This window comes from Micromonospora sp. WMMC415 (assembly GCF_009707425.1).
Lineage (GTDB): Bacteria > Actinomycetota > Actinomycetes > Mycobacteriales > Micromonosporaceae > Micromonospora.
Window position 1 is genome coordinate 1,400,949 of record NZ_CP046104.1, and the last position, 19,503, is coordinate 1,420,451.

Sequence of the window (19,503 nt, forward strand, 5' to 3'; positions counted from 1 at the left end):
CTTACGACCCAGCGCCGGAGGCGTTGTGCGATCGTCCCTCCCGACCACGTCCGATCGGGGCCGGCGGAAAACCGCTGGCCCCGATCGCGTTTTCGGCGCACGCTCGCTCCCATGAGCATCGCCGTCACCCCGTACGACGCCGCCGACCCGGCCGCGATCGACGAGGCGCACCGCATCACCGCCGCGGTCGCCACCGTCGACCTGCCCGACTTCCCGGTCCAGACCCGGGACGAGTTCGCCGCGTACGCCCGCCACCCGATGCCGGGCTACGTCGTGACCCGCGCGCTGGCCCGGCTCGACGGCGTGGCGGCCGGGCACCTCGAAGTGCGGTTCCCGCAACTCGACAACACGGACAACGCCAGCGTGGACCTGGTCGTCCACCCGGAGCACCGGCGCCGGGGTGTGGGTCGCGCGCTGCTCGCGTACGCCGTCGAGGTGGCCCGGGAGCACGGCCGCAAGCGGCTCTACTGCGACACCGTGGTGGCGCTGCCGGACGGGCCGGCGCGCCCGGAGGCCGGCGCGGCCTTCGCCGCGGCCGCCGGGGCCCACGCCGCCCTGGCCGAGGTTCGGCGCCGGCTGGACGTCACGGCGCTCGACCACGCCGCCCTGGACGCGCTGCTGGCCGGCGCACGCGCCCGCTCCGCCGGCTACCGCGCGGTGGGCTGGCACGGTCCGGTTCCGGAGGAGTACGTCGCCGACGTCGCCCGGCTGGAGAGCCGGATGAACACCGACGCGCCGATCGGCGACCTGACGCTGGAGGCGGAGAACATCGACGCCGGGCGGATCCGGGCGACCGAGGCGGCGCTGTCGGCCCGGGGACGGCGCACCTACCACTACGGCGCGGTGGACGAGGCGAGCGGCCGGCTGGTCGCCTGGACCATGGTCGACGTCAGCCCCGGCTCGCCGTGGCACGCCTGGCAGCAGACCACCATCGTCGACCCCGACCACCGGGGCCACCGCCTGGGCCTCCTCGTCAAGATCGAGAATCTCCGGTTCGCGCTTGCGAACGAACCACAGCTCCGCGCCGTCGACACCTGGAACGCGGCGGTCAACCAGCACATGATCCGGATCAACGAGCAGATCGGCTTCCGGCCGGTCGACGGCTGGACGGACTGGCAGTTGACGATCTGAGTTGTGACACGCCACTACTGATCGTGCGGGTTTCTGTTGCATGATGGCGGGCATGACGGAGACCCCGCACCCCCTGTACGACCGGCACGCCGACACCCTCACCCGTGCGCTGACCGCCATCTCGGAACGCGGGTACTGGTCCGCCTACCCGGAGTCACCCAGCCCGCGGGTGTACGGCGAGACCGCCGCCGCCGACGGCAAGGCCGCCTTCGAGGCGTACCTCGGTCGCGACTTCCCCCTCGACCAGCCCGGCGACGGGAGCACGGTCGCCACCGAGGCCAGCCCGTTCGGTGTCGACCTGGGCGTCCGCTACCCGCACGCGGCGGGCGACCAACTCGTCGCCGCGGCCACCGCCGCGCTGCCCGCGTGGCGCGACGCCGGCCCGCAGGCCCGGGCGGGCGTGTGCCTGGAGATCCTCGACCGGCTGCACAAGAACGTGTTCGAGCTGGCCAACGCCGTGCAGTTCACCAGCGGCCAGGCGTTCGTGATGGCCTTCCAGGCCGGCGGCGCGCACGCCCTGGACCGCGCGCTGGAGGCCGTCGCGTACGCGTACGCGGAGATGACCCGGCACCCGGGGACGGCCGGCTGGGAGAAGGCGGCCGGCAAGGGCGACCCGCTGCGGATGACCAAGACGTTCCACGTCGTGCCGCGCGGTGTGGCGCTGGTGATCGGATGCAACACGTTCCCCACGTGGAACTCGTACCCCGGGCTCTTCGCCTCGCTGGTCACCGGCAACCCCGTCATCGTCAAGCCGCACCCGCGGGCGGTGCTGCCGCTCGCCGTCACCGTGAAGTACGCCCGGGAGGTGCTCGCCGAGGCCGGGTTCGACCCCAACCTGGTGCTGCTGGCCACCGAGGCGTCCGGCGAGAAGCTCGCGTCGACGCTGGCCCTCCACCCGTCCGTGAAGCTCGTCGACTTCACCGGCTCCACCGAGTACGGCGACTGGCTGGAGGCCAACGCCCGGCAGGCGCAGGTCTACACGGAGAAGGCCGGCCTGAACACGGTGGTGGTCGACTCCACCGACGACTTCGCCGGGATGTGCCGCAACCTAGGGTTCACGCTGACCCTGTACAGCGGCCAGATGTGCACCACCTCGCAGAACATCCTGATCCCCCGGGACGGCATCGAGACCGACCAGGGGCACAAGAGCTTCGACGAGGTGGCCGGCGGCATCGCGGCGGCGGTCGGCAAGCTCACCGCGGACCCGGCGCGCGGCGTCGAGCTGACCGGCGCGATCGTCAACGACGGGGTGCTGGAGCGCCTCGACGAGGTGACCAAGGTCGGCGAGCCGGTGCTGGAGTCGCGTACGGTCGAACACCCCGCCTTCCCCGGCGCGGTCGTGCGGACGCCGACCATCGTCAAGCTGGACGCGGGCGACACCGCGACCTACGCGCGGGAGTGGTTCGGGCCGATCTCCTTCGCCATCGCCACCGACTCCACCGCCCACAGCCTGGAGGTCCTGCGGTCCACCGTCGGTGAGAAGGGCGCGCTGACCGCGGCGGTCTACTCCCGGGACGAGGCCGTGCTGGACGCGGCCGAGGCGGCGGCGATCGAGGTCGGGGTGCACCTGTCGGCCAACCTGACCGGCGGCGTGTTCGTGAACCAGTCGGCGGCGTTCTCCGACTTCCACGGCAGCGGCGCCAACGCGGCGGCCAACGCCGCGCTGACGGACGGCGCGTACGTGGCCAACCGGTTCCGCGTCGTGCAGAGCCGCCGCCACGCCTGAGGTGCAAGGAAGGGCCCCTTCTTAACGCCTCAGGTAGTGGAAGGGGCCCTTCTTAACGCGCGCGCTCACGCCGGGCGGCGCATCTGGAGTTCGGTCAGGGTCGGGATCGTCGGGTGCGGGACGCGTACGCCGGTGTCGACGAAGCCCAGCCGCTGGTACGCCCGGTAGGCCCGGTCGTTGCCGACCACGACCTCCAGCATCAGCTCGCGGCGACCGCAGGCCCGTGACCAGCCGGCGACCGCGTCGATCAGGTCGGCGAGCAGGCCGGTGCCCCGCCAGGAGGGGGTGACGTACACGGCGTAGACGACGGTGAGCCCGGGCTCCTCGGGTGCGACCGTGCCGCCCGCGTGCCCGACCAGACGGCCGCCCGGGTCGGCCACGAACTGGGCGGTGTCCGTGCCCGTGGACGTGTACGCGATCCGCGCCGCGTACTCGGCGTGCGGGCGGGCGGCCGCGTCGGCGATCGTCTCCAGGAAGGCGAGCGGCGCGTCGGCGAGCATCTCCAGCCGCAGTGCCCGCATCCGGGCGGCGTCGCGCGGCCGGACCCGGCGCACCCGCGCCCGTGCCATCGCCACCTGCCCCGGGCCGCGCCCGCCCGGAGTGCTCGTCATGCCGAATGCCTACCACAGCGAAGAACGGCAATGTGGAACGCTCGGAATATGCCCGATTTGTGGTCGTGCGCCGCCGTCACGCCTCGTGTAGCGTGCGATTTCGGTCACCGATTCAGCGGCCGTCGCCGCTCGCCGAACCGGTGCCGCCTCGCGGTCCGGCGCGCCCGGTCCCGGGGTGAGTGGGAACGCCGCGCAGAGTGAGGAAGTGCACCGTGGCACAGGGCACCGTGAAGTGGTTCAACTCCGAAAAGGGCTACGGCTTCATCGCCGTCGACGGCGGGCAGGACGTGTTCGTCCACTTCTCCGCCATCGAGATGGACGGCTACAAGGCGCTGGACGACGGCCAGCGGGTGGAGTTCGAGATCGCCCAGGGCCAGAAGGGGCCGCAGGCCGAGCGGGTGCGCGTCATCGCCTGAGCGGCCTCCGGCCCGACGGGGCGGACCGCCGGCCGTGATCCGCCGAGACCGCGGCCGGTCGGGGGGTACGGTGCCGGCAGCACACCAGGGAAGATCATGAACCGTTCCAGCGCTCGCTGAGGAGGGTTCATTTGTCCGACCAGCCACCCCCGACCGTGCCGTCGCCAGCGCCCGGCGATCCCGACCCTGCGTCCGGTGCCACATCGGTGCCGCCGGCCTCGGATCCGACGGTGCCATCCGCGCCACCATCCGATCCGTGGGCCCCGGCCGCGCCGCCAACGAACCCGTGGGGCCCGGCCGCGCCGCAACCGCAGTACGGGGACCCGGCCGCGTCGCCGCCGTACCCCGGCAGTCCGAAGGCGTCCCCGTACCCGTGGGGTCCCGCTGCCGGGCAGCCGTGGGGCCCGCCCGGCTATCCGGGTGCCCCGGCCTGGCCCGTGCCGCCGTACCCGGGTGGCGTCCTGCCCGGGTACGACCCGGCCGATCCACTGGTAACCCCGCCCGGCGGAGGCCTGGAGGGGTGGTTCAACCGCTGCCTCGGGGCCGTCCGGCGCGGCTGGCGCCTCCTCCTGCCGATCGTGCTGCTGACCCAGGTGCTGCCGGCCGTGGTGATCGCGATCGTCACGTACGCGACCGACCCGAGTGCCGAGTGGGCGGCCGCCGGTACCGACGACCCGGCGGCGCTGCCCGACGGCTTCGGGGCGGACGTGGCCACCCTGTTCGCCGTCACCCTCGGGGCAGTGGTGGTCTTCGGCCTGGTGCAGAGCCTGGGTTGGGCGGCGGGCACCTGGGTGATCACCCGTCAAGCGGCCGGCGAGGGAGTCGGCCTCGCCGGTGCGCTCCGCTACGGCCTGCGTCGCGCCCTCGGCCTCTGGGGCTGGAGCCTGCTGATGGGGCTGCTCATCGGCATCGGCGTGTGCTTCTGTGTGCTGCCCGGTGTCTACCTCGCCTTCGCCCTGAGCCTGGCCGGGCCGGTGTACCTCTTCGAGCGTCAGGCGCCGATCGGCCGCTCGTTCCGGATGTTCCACGACCGCCTCGGGCTGGTGCTCGGCCGGGTGGTGCTGATCGCGGCCGTGGTGCTGATGGTGACGGTGGCGGCGGGCGTGATCGAGGCCGTGGCCGCGGCGCCGCTGGGCACCGCCCCGCTGGGGTCGCCGGGCACGGCGCTGGGCATCTTCGCCGTGGTGACTATCACCGCGCTGCTGTCCCTTCCGGCCCACCTCGCCCAGCAGGTCGGGCTCGTCGTGACGTACGCCGAGCAGCGTGCTCATGAGGCGCCGGTGAACGCCGGGCGCCTGGCCGCCGAACTCGGCTGATCGGGGCGGTCGTGCTTGCACTCGGCAAGGGAGAGTGCTAAACAGGTCATTGGCACTCGCAGACCGTGAGTGCCAATGGTCGGGGCGGTAGGGCCACGGCCGCACGCGGAGTCGCGAGGCACCGGGTGCGGCACATGGCCGGTCGTCGCGGGCTATCCGGCCCGGCCGGCGGACGTCGTCGTCGCCAGGTGGCGACGTCCCAAGGTGCGTACACCAGACGGCCCATCCGGGGCACACACTCGGGTGGCCCGTGAGTGTCCAGGAGGACAACGCCGTATGGCCAAGATGATCGCGTTCGACGAGGAAGCTCGCCGCGGCCTCGAGCGGGGCATGAACCAGCTCGCCGACGCCGTGAAGGTGACCCTCGGCCCCAAGGGCCGCAACGTCGTGCTCGAGAAGAAGTGGGGCGCTCCCACCATCACCAACGATGGTGTGAGCATCGCCAAGGAGATCGAGCTCGAGGACCCGTACGAGAAGATCGGCGCCGAGCTGGTCAAGGAGGTCGCGAAGAAGACCGACGACGTCGCCGGTGACGGCACGACGACGGCGACCGTCCTGGCCCAGGCCCTGGTCCGCGAGGGCCTGCGCAACGTGGCCGCCGGTGCCAACCCGATGGCCCTGAAGCGGGGCATCGAGGCCGCGGTCGCGAGCGTCTCGGAGGAGCTGCTGAAGCTCGCCAAGGACGTCGAGACCAAGGAGCAGATCGCCTCCACCGCCTCCATCTCCGCTGGTGACACCAGCGTCGGCGAGATCATCGCCGAGGCGATGGACAAGGTCGGCAAGGAAGGCGTCATCACCGTCGAGGAGAGCAACACCTTCGGCCTGGAGCTGGAGCTCACCGAGGGTATGCGCTTCGACAAGGGCTACGTGTCGGCCTACTTCATGACCGACCCGGAGCGGATGGAGGCCGTCTTCGACGACCCCTACATCCTGATCGTCAACAGCAAGATCTCCTCGGTGAAGGACCTGCTCCCGATCCTGGAGAAGGTCATGCAGTCGGGCAAGCCGCTGCTGATCATCGCCGAGGACATCGAGGGCGAGGCCCTGGCGACGCTGGTCGTCAACAAGGTCCGCGGCACCTTCAAGTCGGTCGCCGTCAAGGCGCCGGGCTTCGGTGACCGCCGCAAGGCGATGCTCGCCGACATCGCCATCCTCACCGGTGGCCAGGTCATCAGCGAGGAGGTCGGCCTCAAGCTCGACGCCGTCGGCCTCGACATGCTGGGCCGCGCCCGTAAGGTCGTGGTGACCAAGGACGAGACCACCATCGTCGACGGTGCCGGCGACGCCGAGCAGATCCAGGGCCGGGTCAACCAGATCCGGGCCGAGATCGAGAAGAGCGACTCCGACTACGACCGCGAGAAGCTGCAGGAGCGCCTGGCCAAGCTGGCCGGCGGTGTCGCGGTGATCAAGGTCGGCGCGGCCACCGAGGTCGAGCTGAAGGAGCGCAAGCACCGCATCGAGGACGCCGTCCGCAACGCGAAGGCCGCCGTCGAGGAGGGCATCGTCCCGGGTGGTGGCGTCGCGCTGGTGCAGGCCGGCAAGACCGCCTTCGACAAGCTGGACCTGACCGGTGACGAGGCGACCGGCGCCCAGATCGTCAAGATCGCGCTGGACGCCCCGCTGCGGCAGATCGCCGTCAACGCCGGCCTCGAGGGTGGCGTCGTCGTCGAGCACGTCCGCAACATCGAGGCGGGCCACGGCCTCAACGCCGCGACCGGCGAGTACGTGGACCTGCTGGCCGCGGGCATCATCGACCCGGCCAAGGTCACCCGGTCGGCGCTGCAGAACGCGTCGTCGATCGCGGCGCTCTTCCTCACCACCGAGGCCGTCGTGGCGGACAAGCCGGAGAAGACCCCGGCTGCCCCGGCCGGCCCGGGCGGCGGGGACATGGACTTCTGAGTCCAGGCTCCACGAGACCGGGAGGGGCGGGCCGCGTCAGCGGTCCGCCCCTCTTCGTCATGTCGGCAACGGCCGTTGGTTGCGCCGCTTCTGCGCCCGGTCGTACGGCTGTGGCACCTGGACCGGCTCGTCCACCACCGTCGCCGGCTCGTCCGCCGGGGAGTCGTCGATGCCCTCCATCTCCGCCCGCTGTTCCGCGTCGCCGTAGTCGAGGCGGTCGAAGGGCAGTGGGCCGGGGCGTTCGTCGTCCGTGGTCATGGCGCCTCCTCTACCGAAACGGTAGGGGGCATCGATGGGCGACGGGGGCGAATGACGCTATCAGGTGATCTATCCTATTCGCCCGTTATCGATCCGCGAGTGTCCTCCGGTACAGGAAGAAGACCCGCTCGATCCGGGCACCCGCGCTGCCCGAGTAGAACCGGACCGGCCCCACCCAGCCGATCTGCGCCGCCGTGAACCCCGCCGCCCGCTGGTCGGCCAGGCAGCGGCGCAGCAGCACCCCGCCGATGCCGGTCCCCTCGGCCGCCGGCGCCGTGCCCATCGGCCCGAACCAGCTCGGCCGGGACGACCCCCACGCGGCGAAGCCGAGCACCTCGCCGTCGCGCTCCGCCAGGTGACAGCCCGCCAGCGACCGGCCGACCGAGCCGGCCAGCTCCGCGTCCCAGGTGCCGCCGAACACCGACCGGGCGAAGGCCGCCAGCGCCGGCAGGTCCGCCGGCTCCGCGCGCCGCACGGTGACGCCCTGGCCGGCCAGCCGCTCCTCCGCCGGCACCGTCGTGCGCAGGGCGGGGCTGCCGTCGTACGACAGGTCGGCGGTCATGTTCCAGGCCGTGCGATCCTGGGTGTAGCCGAGCGCCTGGGCCGCGCAGACCGCCGGTGTGTAGCGCACGTCGATGCCCGGCCATGCGTAGTACGGCGGGTTGCCGGCCAGCAGCACCTCCACCGCGCCGAGCCCGGCGAGCTTCTCCTCGGCGTACGACAGCAGCGCCCGCCCGACGCCGCGCCGCCGGTGCCCGGGGTCCACCGCCACCAGGTCGACGTGTCCCTGCGTGCCGTCCCGTCCGGAGAGCGAGCCGATGAGCGCGCCGGTCAGGCGGCCGTCCCGGTACGCGCCGAGCGCGACCACCGGCCGGTCGGCGGTGGCCCGGGGCCAGAGTACGTCCACGATGGCCGGTGCCTCGGCGGCGTCCTCCGGCAGGTCCAGCGACCGGCCGCACAACTCCACCACGGCGGCCCGCCGGTCCGGGCCCAACTCGACGATGTCGACCTCCATGGACGCCGACCCTAGGTCACCCGAGCGCTTCTGTTAAGAAGGGGCCCTTTTACTACGCGAGGCGTTAGGAAGGGGCCCTTCCTTACCGCTGGGCGGCGCGGACGGCGGCGTACGCGTCGACGAGGCCGGCGCCGGTCACGTTCCGCTGGTCGCCGCACGTGTCGTTGCCGGGCACGGCCGGAGCCGCGGTCTCGGTCAGGATCCGCCGGGTCCGGGGGAGGTCACCGACCAGCGCCGGGTTCGCCGACCACATCAGCGCCGCCACACCCGCCACCTGCGGGGTCGCCATGGACGTGCCGCTCAGTTCGGCGTACCCGCCACCGGGCATCGCCGAGAGCACCTTGTCGCCGGGCGCCACCAGGTCGGGCTTGGCCGCTCCGCCGGGAGCCGGGCCGCGCGAGGAGAACTGCGCCACCCGCCGTTGCCGGTCGACCGCACCGACGGTCAGCACGTCGTCGTACGGGGCCGGCGGGTCGTCGACCGAGCGGCAGTGCGGCCCGGTGTTGCCGGCGGCGGCGACCGTCAGGATGCCGGCGGCGTCCAGAGCGGCGGTGGCCGGCCGCAGCGCACGCGGGTCGCAGCCCTCGATCGCCGGGCAGCCCCACGAGTTGGTCAGGATGTCGGGAGCGCGGTCCGGGCGGCCGTCGGTGAACGGGTCCCCGCCGGCCGGGAAGGGCGCCAGCATGAACTGGAGGCAGCCCAGGTAGTAGGCGGGGTTGCCGAGGTTGCGGTCCAGGTTGACGCAGCCGGTCCAGGAGGCGCCGGGAGCCACTCCGACGCCGTTGCGGCCGACGGCGCTGCCCAGCGTGTGGGTCCCGTGCCCGCCCTGGTCGGTCGGGGTGGCGGTGGCGTCCCAGGGGTCGTACCAGGAATCGCCGCCGCCCCGGAAGCCGCCGGCGAGCGCCGGGTGCGCGCCGTCCACCCCGGAGTCGGAGCTGCCCACCGTCACGCCCGCACCGGTGACGCCCAGCTCGGACCAGACCCGGTCGGCGCCGATCAGCCGGACGTTCCAGGTGGGACCGCCGGGTGCGGGGGCGCCGCCGCGGGCGGGGGCGGCCGGCGCGGGCAGCGGACGGATCCGCTGGCTGACCAGGACCCGGTCCACCTCGGAGCGGCTGGCGAGCCAGGCCCGCACCGCCGGCCCCCCGTCGACCTCGATCGCGTTGACCAGGTAGTACGGGGTGTGGTCCAGCCGGACGCGGCGCAGGTCGCGGCGCAGGTCGGCCTGCGTACGCTCGGCCGTCTCGACGAGCCGCCGGTAGACCTCCCGGGCCCGGGCGTCGCGGCCGGCGCGGCCGGTCGTGGTCGGTACGTCGCTCAGGTCGGCCTGCTCCCGCAGCACCACGAAGAGCCGCTCGCCGTGCAGGCCGGGCTGTCCCGGCCCCACGGCCACGAGCCCCGTCGTGAGCAGCAGGACGGCGGCGGCCACCGCGGCCACGGCCCGCCGGGGCGTGGCGGCGTGCCGCCGGGCGAGCAGCACGCCGTACCCGACGGCGAGCAGGACCGCGACGGCGAGCCCGGCGCCGGCGGCGACCGACACCCAGAACGGCACGTCGCGGGTGGCCGCCAGGACGACGCTGATCTCCTCGTCGTCGGTCCAGGCGAGTGGGCCGAACACGGCGAGCCCGACCAGCCAGGCGGTCGCGGCCCCGCCGCCGGCCGCCGTGCGCCGCCCCGCCGCGGCCAGGGCCGCCAGCGCGAATCCGGCCGGGGGGAGGGTCAGCAGGAGCGGCAGTTGCGCGCCGGACTGCCCGACGCCCGCGCCGAGCGGCAGCAGTGCGACGCCGGCGACCAGGCCGCCGACCAGGACCAGGCGGGCCGGTCGCGGCGGCGTGCCGACGGCGAACCGGGACCAGAAGGCGTCGCCGAGCAACGCGGCGGCCAGTACGCCGACCGCCGCGGCGGCGAGCCCGGCGAGCAGCGTCTCCAGCAGCCCGCCGAGCGCACCGATCCACACCCAGGGCAGCAGCAGCGCGAGGCCGCCCGCGAACCCGAGCAGCGTCACCGGAGCGGGACGCGACACCCTTCCCTGGGCCCAGGGCCGGTGCTCGTCCGCCCCGCCGTCGCTGCCGGCCGCCGGCTCCGGTGCCGGCGGGGGTCCGTCCGGGGCGTTCGGCGCGGTCGGGGGTCCGGTCGCGACGCCCGGTGCGGCCGGCCGGCCCGGGGCAGCCGCGGTGGGTCCGCCCGGCGGCGCGGCGACGGGGGTGACCGCCGCCCGCCGGCGCAGCCGCCGCACGACGAGTGCGGCCAGCGCGGCGGTGGCGGCCAGTGCGGCCAGGTACGCCTCGTGGTGCACCGGCGGTAGCGCCCGGAGCAGGACGAACGCGCCGAACGCGAGCAGCCCGCCCAGCCAGACGCGACCGGTGGTGCGGACGGCGGCGGAGCGGGGCGCCAGGGCCAGGGCCAGGGCGGGTGTACCGGCCAGGAGCACGACGGCGACGGCCACCACGGGCCAGAGCCAGACCGCCCGGTCCAGCCCGGAGGCCAGCAGGATCTGGTCGGCCAGCCAGCCACCGAACTGGGACAGCACGACGAGCCCGACGATCCACAGCCCGGTGGCCACGGCGGCCACCACCGCCCAGGGGCTTCCCGGCTCTGCGCCGTGCGGAGTCGGGGCGAGATGTCCCGGGCGTTCAGGCTGCACGGGCAAACAGTACGTCGCCGTCACAAAGTCGGCAGGAGTGGCGGCCCGATCCGTGCCCGGGACGGGATCGTGGAAAGGAACGGCCCCGCGACGGGCCGAAAAACTTGCAAGATCCCGAAGCGTCTCCGGGCGGGCGTCGTGGACGCCGCCGGCGTGGGCCGAGCGGTTACGGTGGAGGCGTGCGCGACCCCAACGTCTCCCGAGCGGCCGCCGGCCAGCTCTCCCCGCAGCGGCGGGCCGCCGACCTGCGCCGCCTGGCCGCGGAGCGCTTCGACGTCCTGGTGATCGGCGGCGGGGCGACCGGCGCGGGCGCCGCGCTGGACGCCGCCTCGCGCGGCCTCAAGGTCGCCCTGGTCGAGGCGCGCGACTACGCCGCCGGCACGTCCAGCCGGTCCAGCAAGCTGATCCACGGCGGCCTGCGCTACCTGGAGCAGCTCGAGTTCCACCTGGTCCACGAGGCGCTCACCGAACGGGGGCTGCTCGCCACCCGCCTCGCGCCGCATCTGGTCCGGCCGGTGCCGTTCCTGGTGCCGCTCCCGGCCGGGCAGGGCCTGCGCGACCTGCCTGCCCGCGTCTTCCGTCGCTCCTACTACGGGGCCGGAGTGGCGACGTACGACATTTTCGCCGGGATCTTCGGCGGCGGCCGGGGGATGCCCCTGCACCGGCACCTGACCCGGGAGGGCGCCCGCCGGACCTTCCCCAGCCTCAAGGCGGAGGGCCTGGCCGGCGCCATCCGGTACTACGACGGCCAGGTCGACGACGCCCGCCTGGTGGTCACCCTCGCCCGGACCGCCGCCAGCCTCGGCGCGACCGTGGTGACCAGTGCCCGCGCCGTCGGTCTCATCCGGCAGGCCCGGGAGGTCACCGGGGTCCGTGTCCGCGACCTGGAGGCGCCGGCCGGCTCCCCGGACGCCGAGTTCGAGGTACGCGCCCGGACCGTCATCGCCGCCACCGGCGTGTGGAGCGACGACATGTCGCGGATGCTCAACGACGTCGGGCTGCGCCCCGGCCTCCGGGTCCGTGCCTCCAAGGGCGTACACCTGGTGGTGCCCCGGTCGGCGATCACCGGCGAGACCGGGCTGATCCTGCGTACCGCGACGAGCGTGCTCTTCGTCATCCCGTGGGGCGGGCACTGGATCATCGGGACCACCGACACCGACTGGCGGCTCGACCGGTCCCACCCGGCCGCCTCCGCGCGCGACATCGAGTACCTGCTGACGCAGGTCAACACCGTCCTGGACCGGCCCCTCACCACCGCCGACATCGAGGGCGTGTACGCGGGCCTGCGACCGCTGCTGGCCGGCGAGGCGGACTCCACGTCGAAGCTGTCCCGGGAACACGCGGTGTTCGAGCCGATGCTCGGCCTGCTGCTGGTGGCCGGCGGGAAGTACACGACCTACCGGGTGATGGCCTCGGACGTGGTCGACCGGGCCGCCCACCGGATGGGGTCGGTGCGTCCGTCGCGCACCGCCGACCTTCCGCTGCTCGGCGCCGACGGGTACGCGGCGATGTGGCGGGACCGGGCCGACCTGGCCCGCCGGCACGCTGTTCCGGTCGGCGTGGTGGAGCACCTGCTGGAGCGGTACGGCACGCTCACCCTGGAACTGCTCGCCCTGGTCGACGCGGACCCGCTGCTCGCCTCACCGCTGGCCGGCGCGCCCGAGTACCTGGCCGCCGAGGTGACCTACGCGGCCCGCGCCGAGGGAGCGCTGCACCTGGAGGACGTGCTGACCCGGCGTACCCGGATCTCCATCGAGACCGCCCACCGCGGCCTGGAGTCCGCCGAGCACGCCGCGGAGCTGATGGGTGCGGTGCTCGGCTGGGACGCCGAGGTGCGGGCGCGGGAGATCGCGCACTACCGGGCGCGGGTGGAGGCCGAGCGGAACTCCCAGCTCATGCCGGACGACGCGACCGCCGACGCGGCCCGGCTCGGCGCGCCGGACGTCCGGGGCTTCGCCGCGGACCGCGGCGGGGACGGCGACTCGGTTGAACTTCCGTCCTCGTCCCGCTGACCGATCCACCCGGGGAACGTCCATCATCGATGCCCGACCGGTCGGCGGGTTACGTGCGCTACCTACGGTGGGGTAAGTTTCGGCGCGTGCTTTCCGCATCCTGGTCGCGTCCGGTTCAGCTCTCCGTCGCCACGCTGCTGGCAGTCGTGCTCGCCGGCTGCTCCGGAGCCGATGCGGGAGGCTCGCCGAGCCCGGACCCGTCGGCGCCGCCCCAGCAGCAACTCGGTAACGCGGCCACCATCAGCGAGGGCCGGGTCAGCCTGCTCCAGAAGCTGGGCGAGTCGGGGCCGCTGCGGACACTCAATGTGGAGGTCGACGGCCGGTGGGAGTGCGTGGACTGCGCCGGCGACGGGGTGACGTCGGCGGGCGCGCTCACCGCGGAGCAGCTCGCACGCCTCCAGAGGTTGCTCGCCGACCCGGGTCTGGCGAAGGAGACCGATCAGGCCCGTCAGTACCGGGTCACCTGCATCGACGCGTTGACCTCCAGCCTGCTCACCGCGTCCGGCCTGATCACCTCCCAGGACTGCCCGGGCGAGGAGAAGCCGCCGATCGCCCACGAGATCCTGCTGCTGCTGACCCAGGCCACCCCGGCCGAGCCGACCTCCTGAAGCCGGCGCTGGGCGGTACCCGGGTGGCGCGTCCGACGCGCGGGCCGGCGGGTCAGAGGACCTTGCCGGGGTTGAGCAGGCCGGTCGGGTCGAGCGCGGCCTTGATCGCCTGGTGCACCCGTACGCCCACCGGGCCGATCTCGCGGGCCAGCCAGTCCCGCTTGAGCAGGCCGACCCCGTGCTCGCCGGTGCAGGTGCCGCCCAGGTCGAGCCCCAGCCGCATGATCTCGTCGAAGGCCCGGCGGCCGCGTTCCAGGCTGGCCGGATCCGCCCGGTCCACCACGATGTTGGGGTGCAGGTTGCCGTCGCCGGCGTGACCCACGACGCCGATCGGCACGTCGCACTCGGCGGCGATCCGCGCCACCCCGTCGAGCATGGCGGCCAGCGCCCCGCGGGGCACCGCCACGTCGTCGATGACCAGCCCGCCGTTGCCGGCCGGGTACGTGTCGGCGGCGAACTTCTCCATCGCCGGGTGCGCCAGCCGCCGCGCCTGGAGCAGCGCCGCCGCCTCCACCGCGTCGGTGGCCGCGTACACCTCGTCGGCGCCGGCCGCCTCGCAGACCGCCGCGAGGCCGGCCAGGTCCTCGGTGGCCCGCGAGCCGGTGTCCACGGCGGCCAGCAGGAGCGCCTGCGCGTCCGTCCGCAGCCCCATCGGGCGGTACGCCTCGATCGCCCGCAGGTGCGTCTGGTCGAGCAGCTCCAGCAGGCTGGGGGAGAGCCCCTGGGCGGCGATCTCCGCCACGGCGGCGCCGGCGGCGGTGGTGGAGGGGAAGACCGCGACCATGGTCAGCGACTCCGCCGGGGCGGGACGCAGCGCGACGGTCACCTCGGTGATCACGCCGAGGGTGCCCTCGGAGCCGACGAAGAGCCGGGTCAGGTCGTACCCGGCCACGCCCTTGGCGGTCCGCCGGCCGGTGCGCAGCACCTCGCCGGAGGCGAGCACCACCTCCAGGCCGAGCACGTACTCGGTGGTCACGCCGTACTTGACGCAGCACATGCCGCCGGCGTTGGTGGCGACGTTCCCGCCGATGGTCGACGACTCCCAGGAGCCGGGGTCGGGCGGGTACCACAGGCCGTGCTTGGCGACGGCGGCGGCGAGCGTCGCGTTGACCACCCCGGGCTGCACCACGGCGATCCGGCTGACCGGGTCGATCTCCAGGATCGCGTCCAGCGCCGCCGTGCTGATCACCACGGCGCCGTCGACCGCGTTCGCCGCGCCGGCCAGCCCGGTGCGAGCTCCCTGCGGCACCACGGGTACGCCGTGCCGGGCCGCCGTCCGGACGACAGCCGCCACCTGGGCGGTGTCACGCGGACGGGTGACCACGAGGGGCGTGCCGGAGGCGCAGAGGTCCGCCTCGTCCCGTTCGTGCATCCGGAGCAGGTCCGGATCGGTCAGCACCGCGTCGGCGCCGAGCGCGGCACGCAGTTCGTCGAGGAGGGGACCCATGCGCCGAGGCTACGACCCGGGCCAACTGATCATCAACCCGCTCCCCGCCCTCACGATCTTGTACTTCCGGCCCCCGGATCCCCTCTGACGACCTCGCCAGCGGTCGAGGAGACCGGTCCCGCCGGCGAGTCCGCCGCGTACCCTGAGCGGGGACGCTTCGGATACCGCAGGGATTGGGACGGCTCGGCACGGGTAGTACCCGCCGTGGCCCGGAACGACCGACCCTCGATGGCGCAACGGTTCGGGTTGCGCGGCGGCGGCGTGGACGTCGACGGCGCGCGGATCGCCGAGGCGGTGAACCAGCTGCACCACCGTGGGAAGGCGACCCTGCACGACCGCCTGCACCGCGTCCGCATGGCGATGGGCCTCGCCGTCCAGGCCGGACTCGCCGCCGGGCTGTCCTGGCTCGCGGCGCACGAGCTGCTCGGCAACCCGCAGCCCGTCTTCGCGCCGATCTCGGCGGTCGGCACCCTGGCCGTCTCGGTGGGCCAGCGGTTCCGGCGGACGGTCGAGCTGATCGTCGGGGTGGCGGTCGGGGTGGCCCTCGGCGACCTCCTCATCTACCTGCTGGGCACCGGCGCCTGGCAGCTCGGCCTCGTCGTGACCTCGGCGATCATCCTGACCGTCTTCGCCGGGGCCAGCGTGGCCATCGTCATCCAGGCGGCGGCCACCGCCGTGCTGATCGTGACGCTCAGCCCGCAGACGGAGAACCTGGAGATACCCCGGTTCGTCGACGCGTTCGTCGGCGGTGGCATCGCCCTGCTGGTCACCGCGTTGCTGCTGCCGCTCAACCCGCTGCGGGTGCTCAACCGGGCCGCCCGCCCCGCGCTGGACCTGCTCGCCGCGCAGCTCGACGGCGCCGCCGACGGGCTGCGCGAACGGGACCGGGACAAGGTCCAGCGGGCGTTGGAACGGCTGCGCGACAACAAGGAGGAGCTGGCCGCGTTCGGCGAGGCGATCGAGGGCGCCAAGGAGACCGCGATGCTGTCGCCGGCGCGCTGGCACCGGCGCAACGAACTCGCGCACTACTCGGAGGCGGCCGACCCGATCGACCGCGCGATGCGCAACAGCGGCACCCTGATCCGGCGCGCCGTCACGCTCATCGAGGACGAGGAGCCGATCCCCGACCCGATGCCGGACGCGGTTGCCCACCTCGCCGAGTCGGTGCGGCTGCTCAAGCACGAGTTCGCCGTCGGGGAGGAGGCCGAGAAGGCCCGCGAGCGGTCACTGCGCGCGGTCAGCGAGGCCGGCCGCGCGTACGCGGAGGGCGTGGGCTTCTCCGGCAGCGTGGTGGTCGCGCAGGTGCGTACCACCGCGAGCGACCTGCTGGTCGCCTCCGGCATCAGCCAGGAGGAGGCGAACCGCTGGATCCGTAGGTCCTTCGGCGAGCTGGAGCAGTCGCCGGGGCGGCCGGCCGAACCGGCGGAGGGCGGCCCGAAGCCGCCCACCGCCCCGCCGATCGGCTGACCGGAGGGTTCAGCCCAGCGTGGCGAGCGCGGCGAGCAGCGCGTCCACGTGCTCCTCGGTGCTGCCCAGGCCGATGCTGGCCCGGAGCGCCGTCGGCGGCAGGTCACGCCGGCCGCTGCGCCCGGCCGCCTCGGTGAGCAGGCGGCGGGCGAGCGGGTGGGCGCAGAACAGGCCGTCGCGTACCCCGATGTCGTGATGCGCGGCGAGGTGGGCCGCGACCTCGGCCGAGTCCCGGCCGGCCACCACGAACGAGGCGATCCCCACCCGCGGCGCGTCCGGGCCGAAGGTGCGCAGCTCCACCACGTGCGGCAGCGCCGCGATGCCGTCGCGCAGCCGGGCCAGCAGCGCCTGCTCGGCGTCGTGGAGCGCGGCGCGGTCGGCTCCGCTGAGCGCGCCGCACACCGCGGCGAGGGCCACCGCGCCGAGGAGGTTCGGGGTGCCGGCCTCGTGCCGGGCCGGCCCGGTCGCCCACCGGACGTCGTGGGTGGCCGCCCCGACGTGGCTGGTCGCCCCGCCACCCGCCAGGTACGGCGGTGCCGCGTCCAGCCAGTCGGCCCGCCCGACGAGGACGCCCGCGCCGAACGGCGCGTACAGCTTGTGGCCGGAGACGGCCAGGTAGTCGACGTCGAGAACGTGGAGGTCGACGGGGGCGTGCGGGGCGAGCTGGGCGGCGTCCACCGCGATCCGGGCCCGGTGCCGGCGGGCCACCCGGGCCAGCTCGGCGACCGGCCACCGCTCGCCGGTCACGTTGCTCGCCCCGGTCACCGCGACCAGCACCGGCAGGTCCCGGTCGGGGGTGGTGCCCCGGCGCAGCTCGCCGAGGGCGGCGTCGAGCGCGCGGACCGCCCCGGCCGGGTCCTCCGGCACCGGCAGCCGTACCGAGCCGCGCGGCCAGGGCAGCAGGTTGGCGTGGTGTTCCCCGCCGAACGTCACCACCGTGGCCCCGGGCGGCAGCGCCCGGGCCAGCAGGTTGAGCGCGTCCGTGGTGTTCCGGGTGAAGACCACGTGGTCGTCCGCCCGGGCGCCGACGAAGTCGCCGACCGTCTGCCGGGCCCGCTCGTAGGCCAGCGTGCAGCGCCGCGACAGCGCCCCGGCGCCCCGGTGCACGCTCGCGTACCAGGGCAGCAGCTCCGCCACCGCGTCGGCCGCGGCCCGCGCGCAGGGCGCGGTGGCCGCGTAGTCGAGGTTGATCTGACCGGGTACGCCGAGCACGTCGAGCGGCCCGGCCGCCGCCCGCGACGGCACCGGCGGGGGTACGAGAGTGAGGGTCATGCGGCACCTCCGGGTCCAGGGACCCCGGGTGGGCACACGGGCGGGGTCCGCGCTTGCCCAGCACACGGATCGGGCCGGGCCCGGTCATCACCCGGGGCACCCCACCGCGAACCTCGACGAGGGTTGCCGGCCAGCAAGCCGGGGCTTGACGCTGGCGCTCGTGACCTGCCGGCAGCATAGCGGTCCCCGGTGCGGCCGGTCCGGCCGGCCGGCGGTGACTACGCTGACGGCATGGCCGACACCCCGCCCGGCGCGGCCCCGCCGCCGCCGACCGCCGCCCCTGTCCCCCCGCCGGCCGAGGGCCTGACGAAGGCCCCCCGGCGTCGGGTCAGCTGGGTACGCGCCCTGGTGCTGGCCGTGGTGATCCTCTTCATCGCCGGCTGTGCGGTCTTCATGGTCTGGACCCTCGGCGAGAGCCTCGGCGGCGAGGCGCTGCTGATCGGGGTCATCGCGGCGGTCCTGCCGGTTCCGGTGCTGGTGTCCTGCTTCCTCTGGCTCGACCGGTACGAGCCGGAGCCACTGAAGTACCTGATCTTCTGCTTCGCCTGGGGGGCGTTCGTCTCCACCGCCGCCTCCCTGACGGTGAACAACTTCGCCGCCGACTCGTTCGAGCGGCTGAACCTCCCGACCACGCTCACCGCGGTGCTGGTCGCGCCGTTCATCGAGGAGTTGACCAAGGCGCTCGGGCCGATCCTCCTGCTGATCTTCCGGCGCCGGGAGTTCTCCGGCATCACCGACGCCCTGGTCTACTGCGGGCTCTCCGCGATCGGCTTCGCCATGGTGGAGAACATCCTGTACCTCGGCGGCTACGGGTACGCGACCGGTGTGGAACGGTACGGCCCGGCGACCGGGACGCAGCAGGTCATCGCGATCTTCATCGTGCGGATCCTGCTCTTCGGGTTCGCCCACCCGCTCTTCACGTCGATGACCGGCGTGGGCCTCGGCATCGCCGCCCGTGCGGCCGACCGGCGGGTACGGGTGCTCGCACCGGTCGCCGGCCTGCTGCTGGCGATGATGCTGCACGGCGCCTGGAACCTGCTGCCCACCCTCACCCAGGCCACCGGCCAGCCGCTGATCCTGCTGTACGGCTTCATCGGCGTGATGGTGCCGATCTTCTTCGGCATGGTGGGGCTCGCCGTCTGGCTACGGTCCTGGGAGGGGCGGCTCACCGAGCGCACCCTGCCGGACTACGTCCGGGCCGGCTGGCTCACCCCGCCGGAGGTGGCGGCGCTCAGCAGCCTCGGGCGCCGGCACGCGGCCCGGGTGTGGGCCAAGCGGGTAAGCGGCGACGCGGGCCTGAAGGCGATGCGCGGGTACCAGTTCGCGGCGACCCGGCTCGCGCTGCTCCGCGACGAGATGCGGCGCGGTCTGGACCGCCGGCCCGTCGACCGGGAGCGGGCGGCCGCGGAGGAACGGCACCTGCTCCAGACGATCGCCGGCTACCGGGCGTACTTCGTGGGCCGGGATCCGCAGGCGCCGGTCGGCGTCTGGGACGGGCACCGGTACCACCTGCGCTTCCCGGACGGCTCCCAGCGACCCGTGGACGCCCCGGACGAGCCGGTCGTCCCGATTCCCGTCGTACTGGCCCCGCCACCCCCCGCTTTCCCGCCCGGCTACGGCCCGCCGCCCGGCTGGTACGGCGTCCGCCCGCCGGCTCCGTGGCCGCACGCCGGTCACTGAG

At 74.2% G+C, this 19,503-nt stretch carries 15 protein-coding genes and 1 riboswitch; of the genes, 9 read left to right on the forward strand and 6 right to left on the reverse strand.

Annotated features, from left to right (window positions below):
- Positions 1-111: 111 nt before the first annotated feature.
- A complete protein-coding gene (locus tag GKC29_RS06905; RefSeq protein ID WP_155330028.1) occupies positions 112-1,131 on the forward strand; it encodes a GNAT family N-acetyltransferase in 1,020 nt (339 codons plus the stop codon).
- 52 nt (positions 1,132-1,183) lie between these two features.
- Positions 1,184-2,857, forward strand: coding sequence for a phenylacetic acid degradation protein PaaN (gene paaN, locus GKC29_RS06910; protein ID WP_196255830.1), 1,674 nt, complete (start codon positions 1,184-1,186; stop codon positions 2,855-2,857).
- A gap of 65 nt (positions 2,858-2,922) precedes the next feature.
- Here the strand turns inward: paaN and GKC29_RS06915 are convergent, their stop codons facing one another.
- A complete protein-coding gene (locus GKC29_RS06915) occupies positions 2,923-3,468 on the reverse strand; it encodes a GNAT family N-acetyltransferase (RefSeq protein WP_155330030.1) in 546 nt (181 codons plus the stop codon).
- 212 nt (positions 3,469-3,680) lie between these two features.
- Between GKC29_RS06915 and GKC29_RS06920 the strand changes: the two genes are divergently transcribed.
- The 3 genes from GKC29_RS06920 (at position 3,681) to groL (ending at position 7,099) form a co-directional block, all read left to right on the forward strand.
- Entirely contained in the window at positions 3,681-3,884 is a 204-nt protein-coding gene (locus GKC29_RS06920) for a cold-shock protein (RefSeq protein ID WP_067305333.1), read from the forward strand.
- A 437-nt stretch (positions 3,885-4,321) separates the two neighbouring features.
- A complete protein-coding gene (locus tag GKC29_RS06925; RefSeq protein ID WP_155330031.1) occupies positions 4,322-5,200 on the forward strand; it encodes a hypothetical protein in 879 nt (292 codons plus the stop codon).
- Positions 5,201-5,476: 276 nt separating this feature from the next.
- Complete coding sequence (gene groL / locus GKC29_RS06930; RefSeq protein WP_155330032.1) at positions 5,477-7,099, forward strand: chaperonin GroEL; 1,623 nt, start codon at positions 5,477-5,479, stop codon at positions 7,097-7,099.
- 57 nt (positions 7,100-7,156) lie between these two features.
- Here the strand turns inward: groL and GKC29_RS06935 are convergent, their stop codons facing one another.
- From GKC29_RS06935 to GKC29_RS06945, 3 genes are all read right to left on the reverse strand, one after another.
- Positions 7,157-7,357 (reverse strand): hypothetical protein, encoded by a 201-nt coding sequence (locus GKC29_RS06935; protein ID WP_155330033.1) that lies wholly within the window; start codon positions 7,355-7,357, stop codon positions 7,157-7,159.
- A gap of 85 nt (positions 7,358-7,442) precedes the next feature.
- Complete coding sequence (locus tag GKC29_RS06940) at positions 7,443-8,372, reverse strand: GNAT family N-acetyltransferase (protein ID WP_155330034.1); 930 nt, start codon at positions 8,370-8,372, stop codon at positions 7,443-7,445.
- 82 nt (positions 8,373-8,454) lie between these two features.
- On the reverse strand, positions 8,455-11,016 hold the full coding sequence (locus tag GKC29_RS06945; RefSeq protein ID WP_370463317.1) for a S8 family serine peptidase: 2,562 nt from the start codon (positions 11,014-11,016) through the stop codon (positions 8,455-8,457).
- Positions 11,017-11,195: 179 nt separating this feature from the next.
- On the opposite strand from GKC29_RS06945, the gene GKC29_RS06950 reads away from it, so the two are divergent.
- Positions 11,196-13,028 (forward strand): glycerol-3-phosphate dehydrogenase/oxidase, encoded by a 1,833-nt coding sequence (locus GKC29_RS06950; protein WP_155330035.1) that lies wholly within the window; start codon positions 11,196-11,198, stop codon positions 13,026-13,028.
- An 86-nt stretch (positions 13,029-13,114) separates the two neighbouring features.
- A complete protein-coding gene (locus GKC29_RS06955) occupies positions 13,115-13,636 on the forward strand; it encodes a hypothetical protein (RefSeq protein ID WP_155330036.1) in 522 nt (173 codons plus the stop codon).
- A gap of 52 nt (positions 13,637-13,688) precedes the next feature.
- Here GKC29_RS06955 and GKC29_RS06960 read toward each other — a convergent pair whose 3' ends face one another.
- Entirely contained in the window at positions 13,689-15,083 is a 1,395-nt protein-coding gene (locus tag GKC29_RS06960; RefSeq protein ID WP_155330037.1) for an FAD-binding oxidoreductase, read from the reverse strand.
- A gap of 261 nt (positions 15,084-15,344) precedes the next feature.
- Between GKC29_RS06960 and GKC29_RS06965 the strand changes: the two genes are divergently transcribed.
- Positions 15,345-16,550: an aromatic acid exporter family protein gene (locus tag GKC29_RS06965; RefSeq protein WP_196255896.1), complete on the forward strand. Its 1,206-nt coding sequence runs from the start codon at positions 15,345-15,347 to the stop codon at positions 16,548-16,550.
- Positions 16,551-16,559: 9 nt separating this feature from the next.
- Here GKC29_RS06965 and GKC29_RS06970 read toward each other — a convergent pair whose 3' ends face one another.
- Positions 16,560-17,822 (reverse strand): aminotransferase class V-fold PLP-dependent enzyme, encoded by a 1,263-nt coding sequence (locus tag GKC29_RS06970; protein WP_155330039.1) that lies wholly within the window; start codon positions 17,820-17,822, stop codon positions 16,560-16,562.
- A 44-nt stretch (positions 17,823-17,866) separates the two neighbouring features.
- A riboswitch (SAM riboswitch) is annotated at positions 17,867-17,988 on the reverse strand.
- Positions 17,989-18,053: 65 nt separating this feature from the next.
- On the opposite strand from GKC29_RS06970, the gene GKC29_RS06975 reads away from it, so the two are divergent.
- A complete protein-coding gene (locus GKC29_RS06975; protein ID WP_155330040.1) occupies positions 18,054-19,502 on the forward strand; it encodes a PrsW family intramembrane metalloprotease in 1,449 nt (482 codons plus the stop codon).
- Position 19,503 lies beyond the last annotated feature (1 nt).

Bases quoted from the DNA above. Each gene is read 5' to 3' on its own strand.
- GKC29_RS06905 (WP_155330028.1), top strand. From the start codon at position 112: ATGAGCATCGCCGTCACCCCGTACGACGCCGCCGACCCGGCCGCGATC.
- paaN (WP_196255830.1), top strand. From the start codon at position 1,184: ATGACGGAGACCCCGCACCCCCTGTACGACCGGCACGCCGACACCCTC.
- GKC29_RS06915 (WP_155330030.1), bottom strand. From the start codon at position 3,468: ATGACGAGCACTCCGGGCGGGCGCGGCCCGGGGCAGGTGGCGATGGCA.
- groL (WP_155330032.1), top strand. From the start codon at position 5,477: ATGGCCAAGATGATCGCGTTCGACGAGGAAGCTCGCCGCGGCCTCGAG.
- GKC29_RS06935 (WP_155330033.1), bottom strand. From the start codon at position 7,357: ATGACCACGGACGACGAACGCCCCGGCCCACTGCCCTTCGACCGCCTC.
- GKC29_RS06940 (WP_155330034.1), bottom strand. From the start codon at position 8,372: ATGGAGGTCGACATCGTCGAGTTGGGCCCGGACCGGCGGGCCGCCGTG.
- GKC29_RS06960 (WP_155330037.1), bottom strand. From the start codon at position 15,083: ATGGGTCCCCTCCTCGACGAACTGCGTGCCGCGCTCGGCGCCGACGCG.
- GKC29_RS06970 (WP_155330039.1), bottom strand. From the start codon at position 17,822: ATGACCCTCACTCTCGTACCCCCGCCGGTGCCGTCGCGGGCGGCGGCC.
- GKC29_RS06975 (WP_155330040.1), top strand. From the start codon at position 18,054: ATGGCCGACACCCCGCCCGGCGCGGCCCCGCCGCCGCCGACCGCCGCC.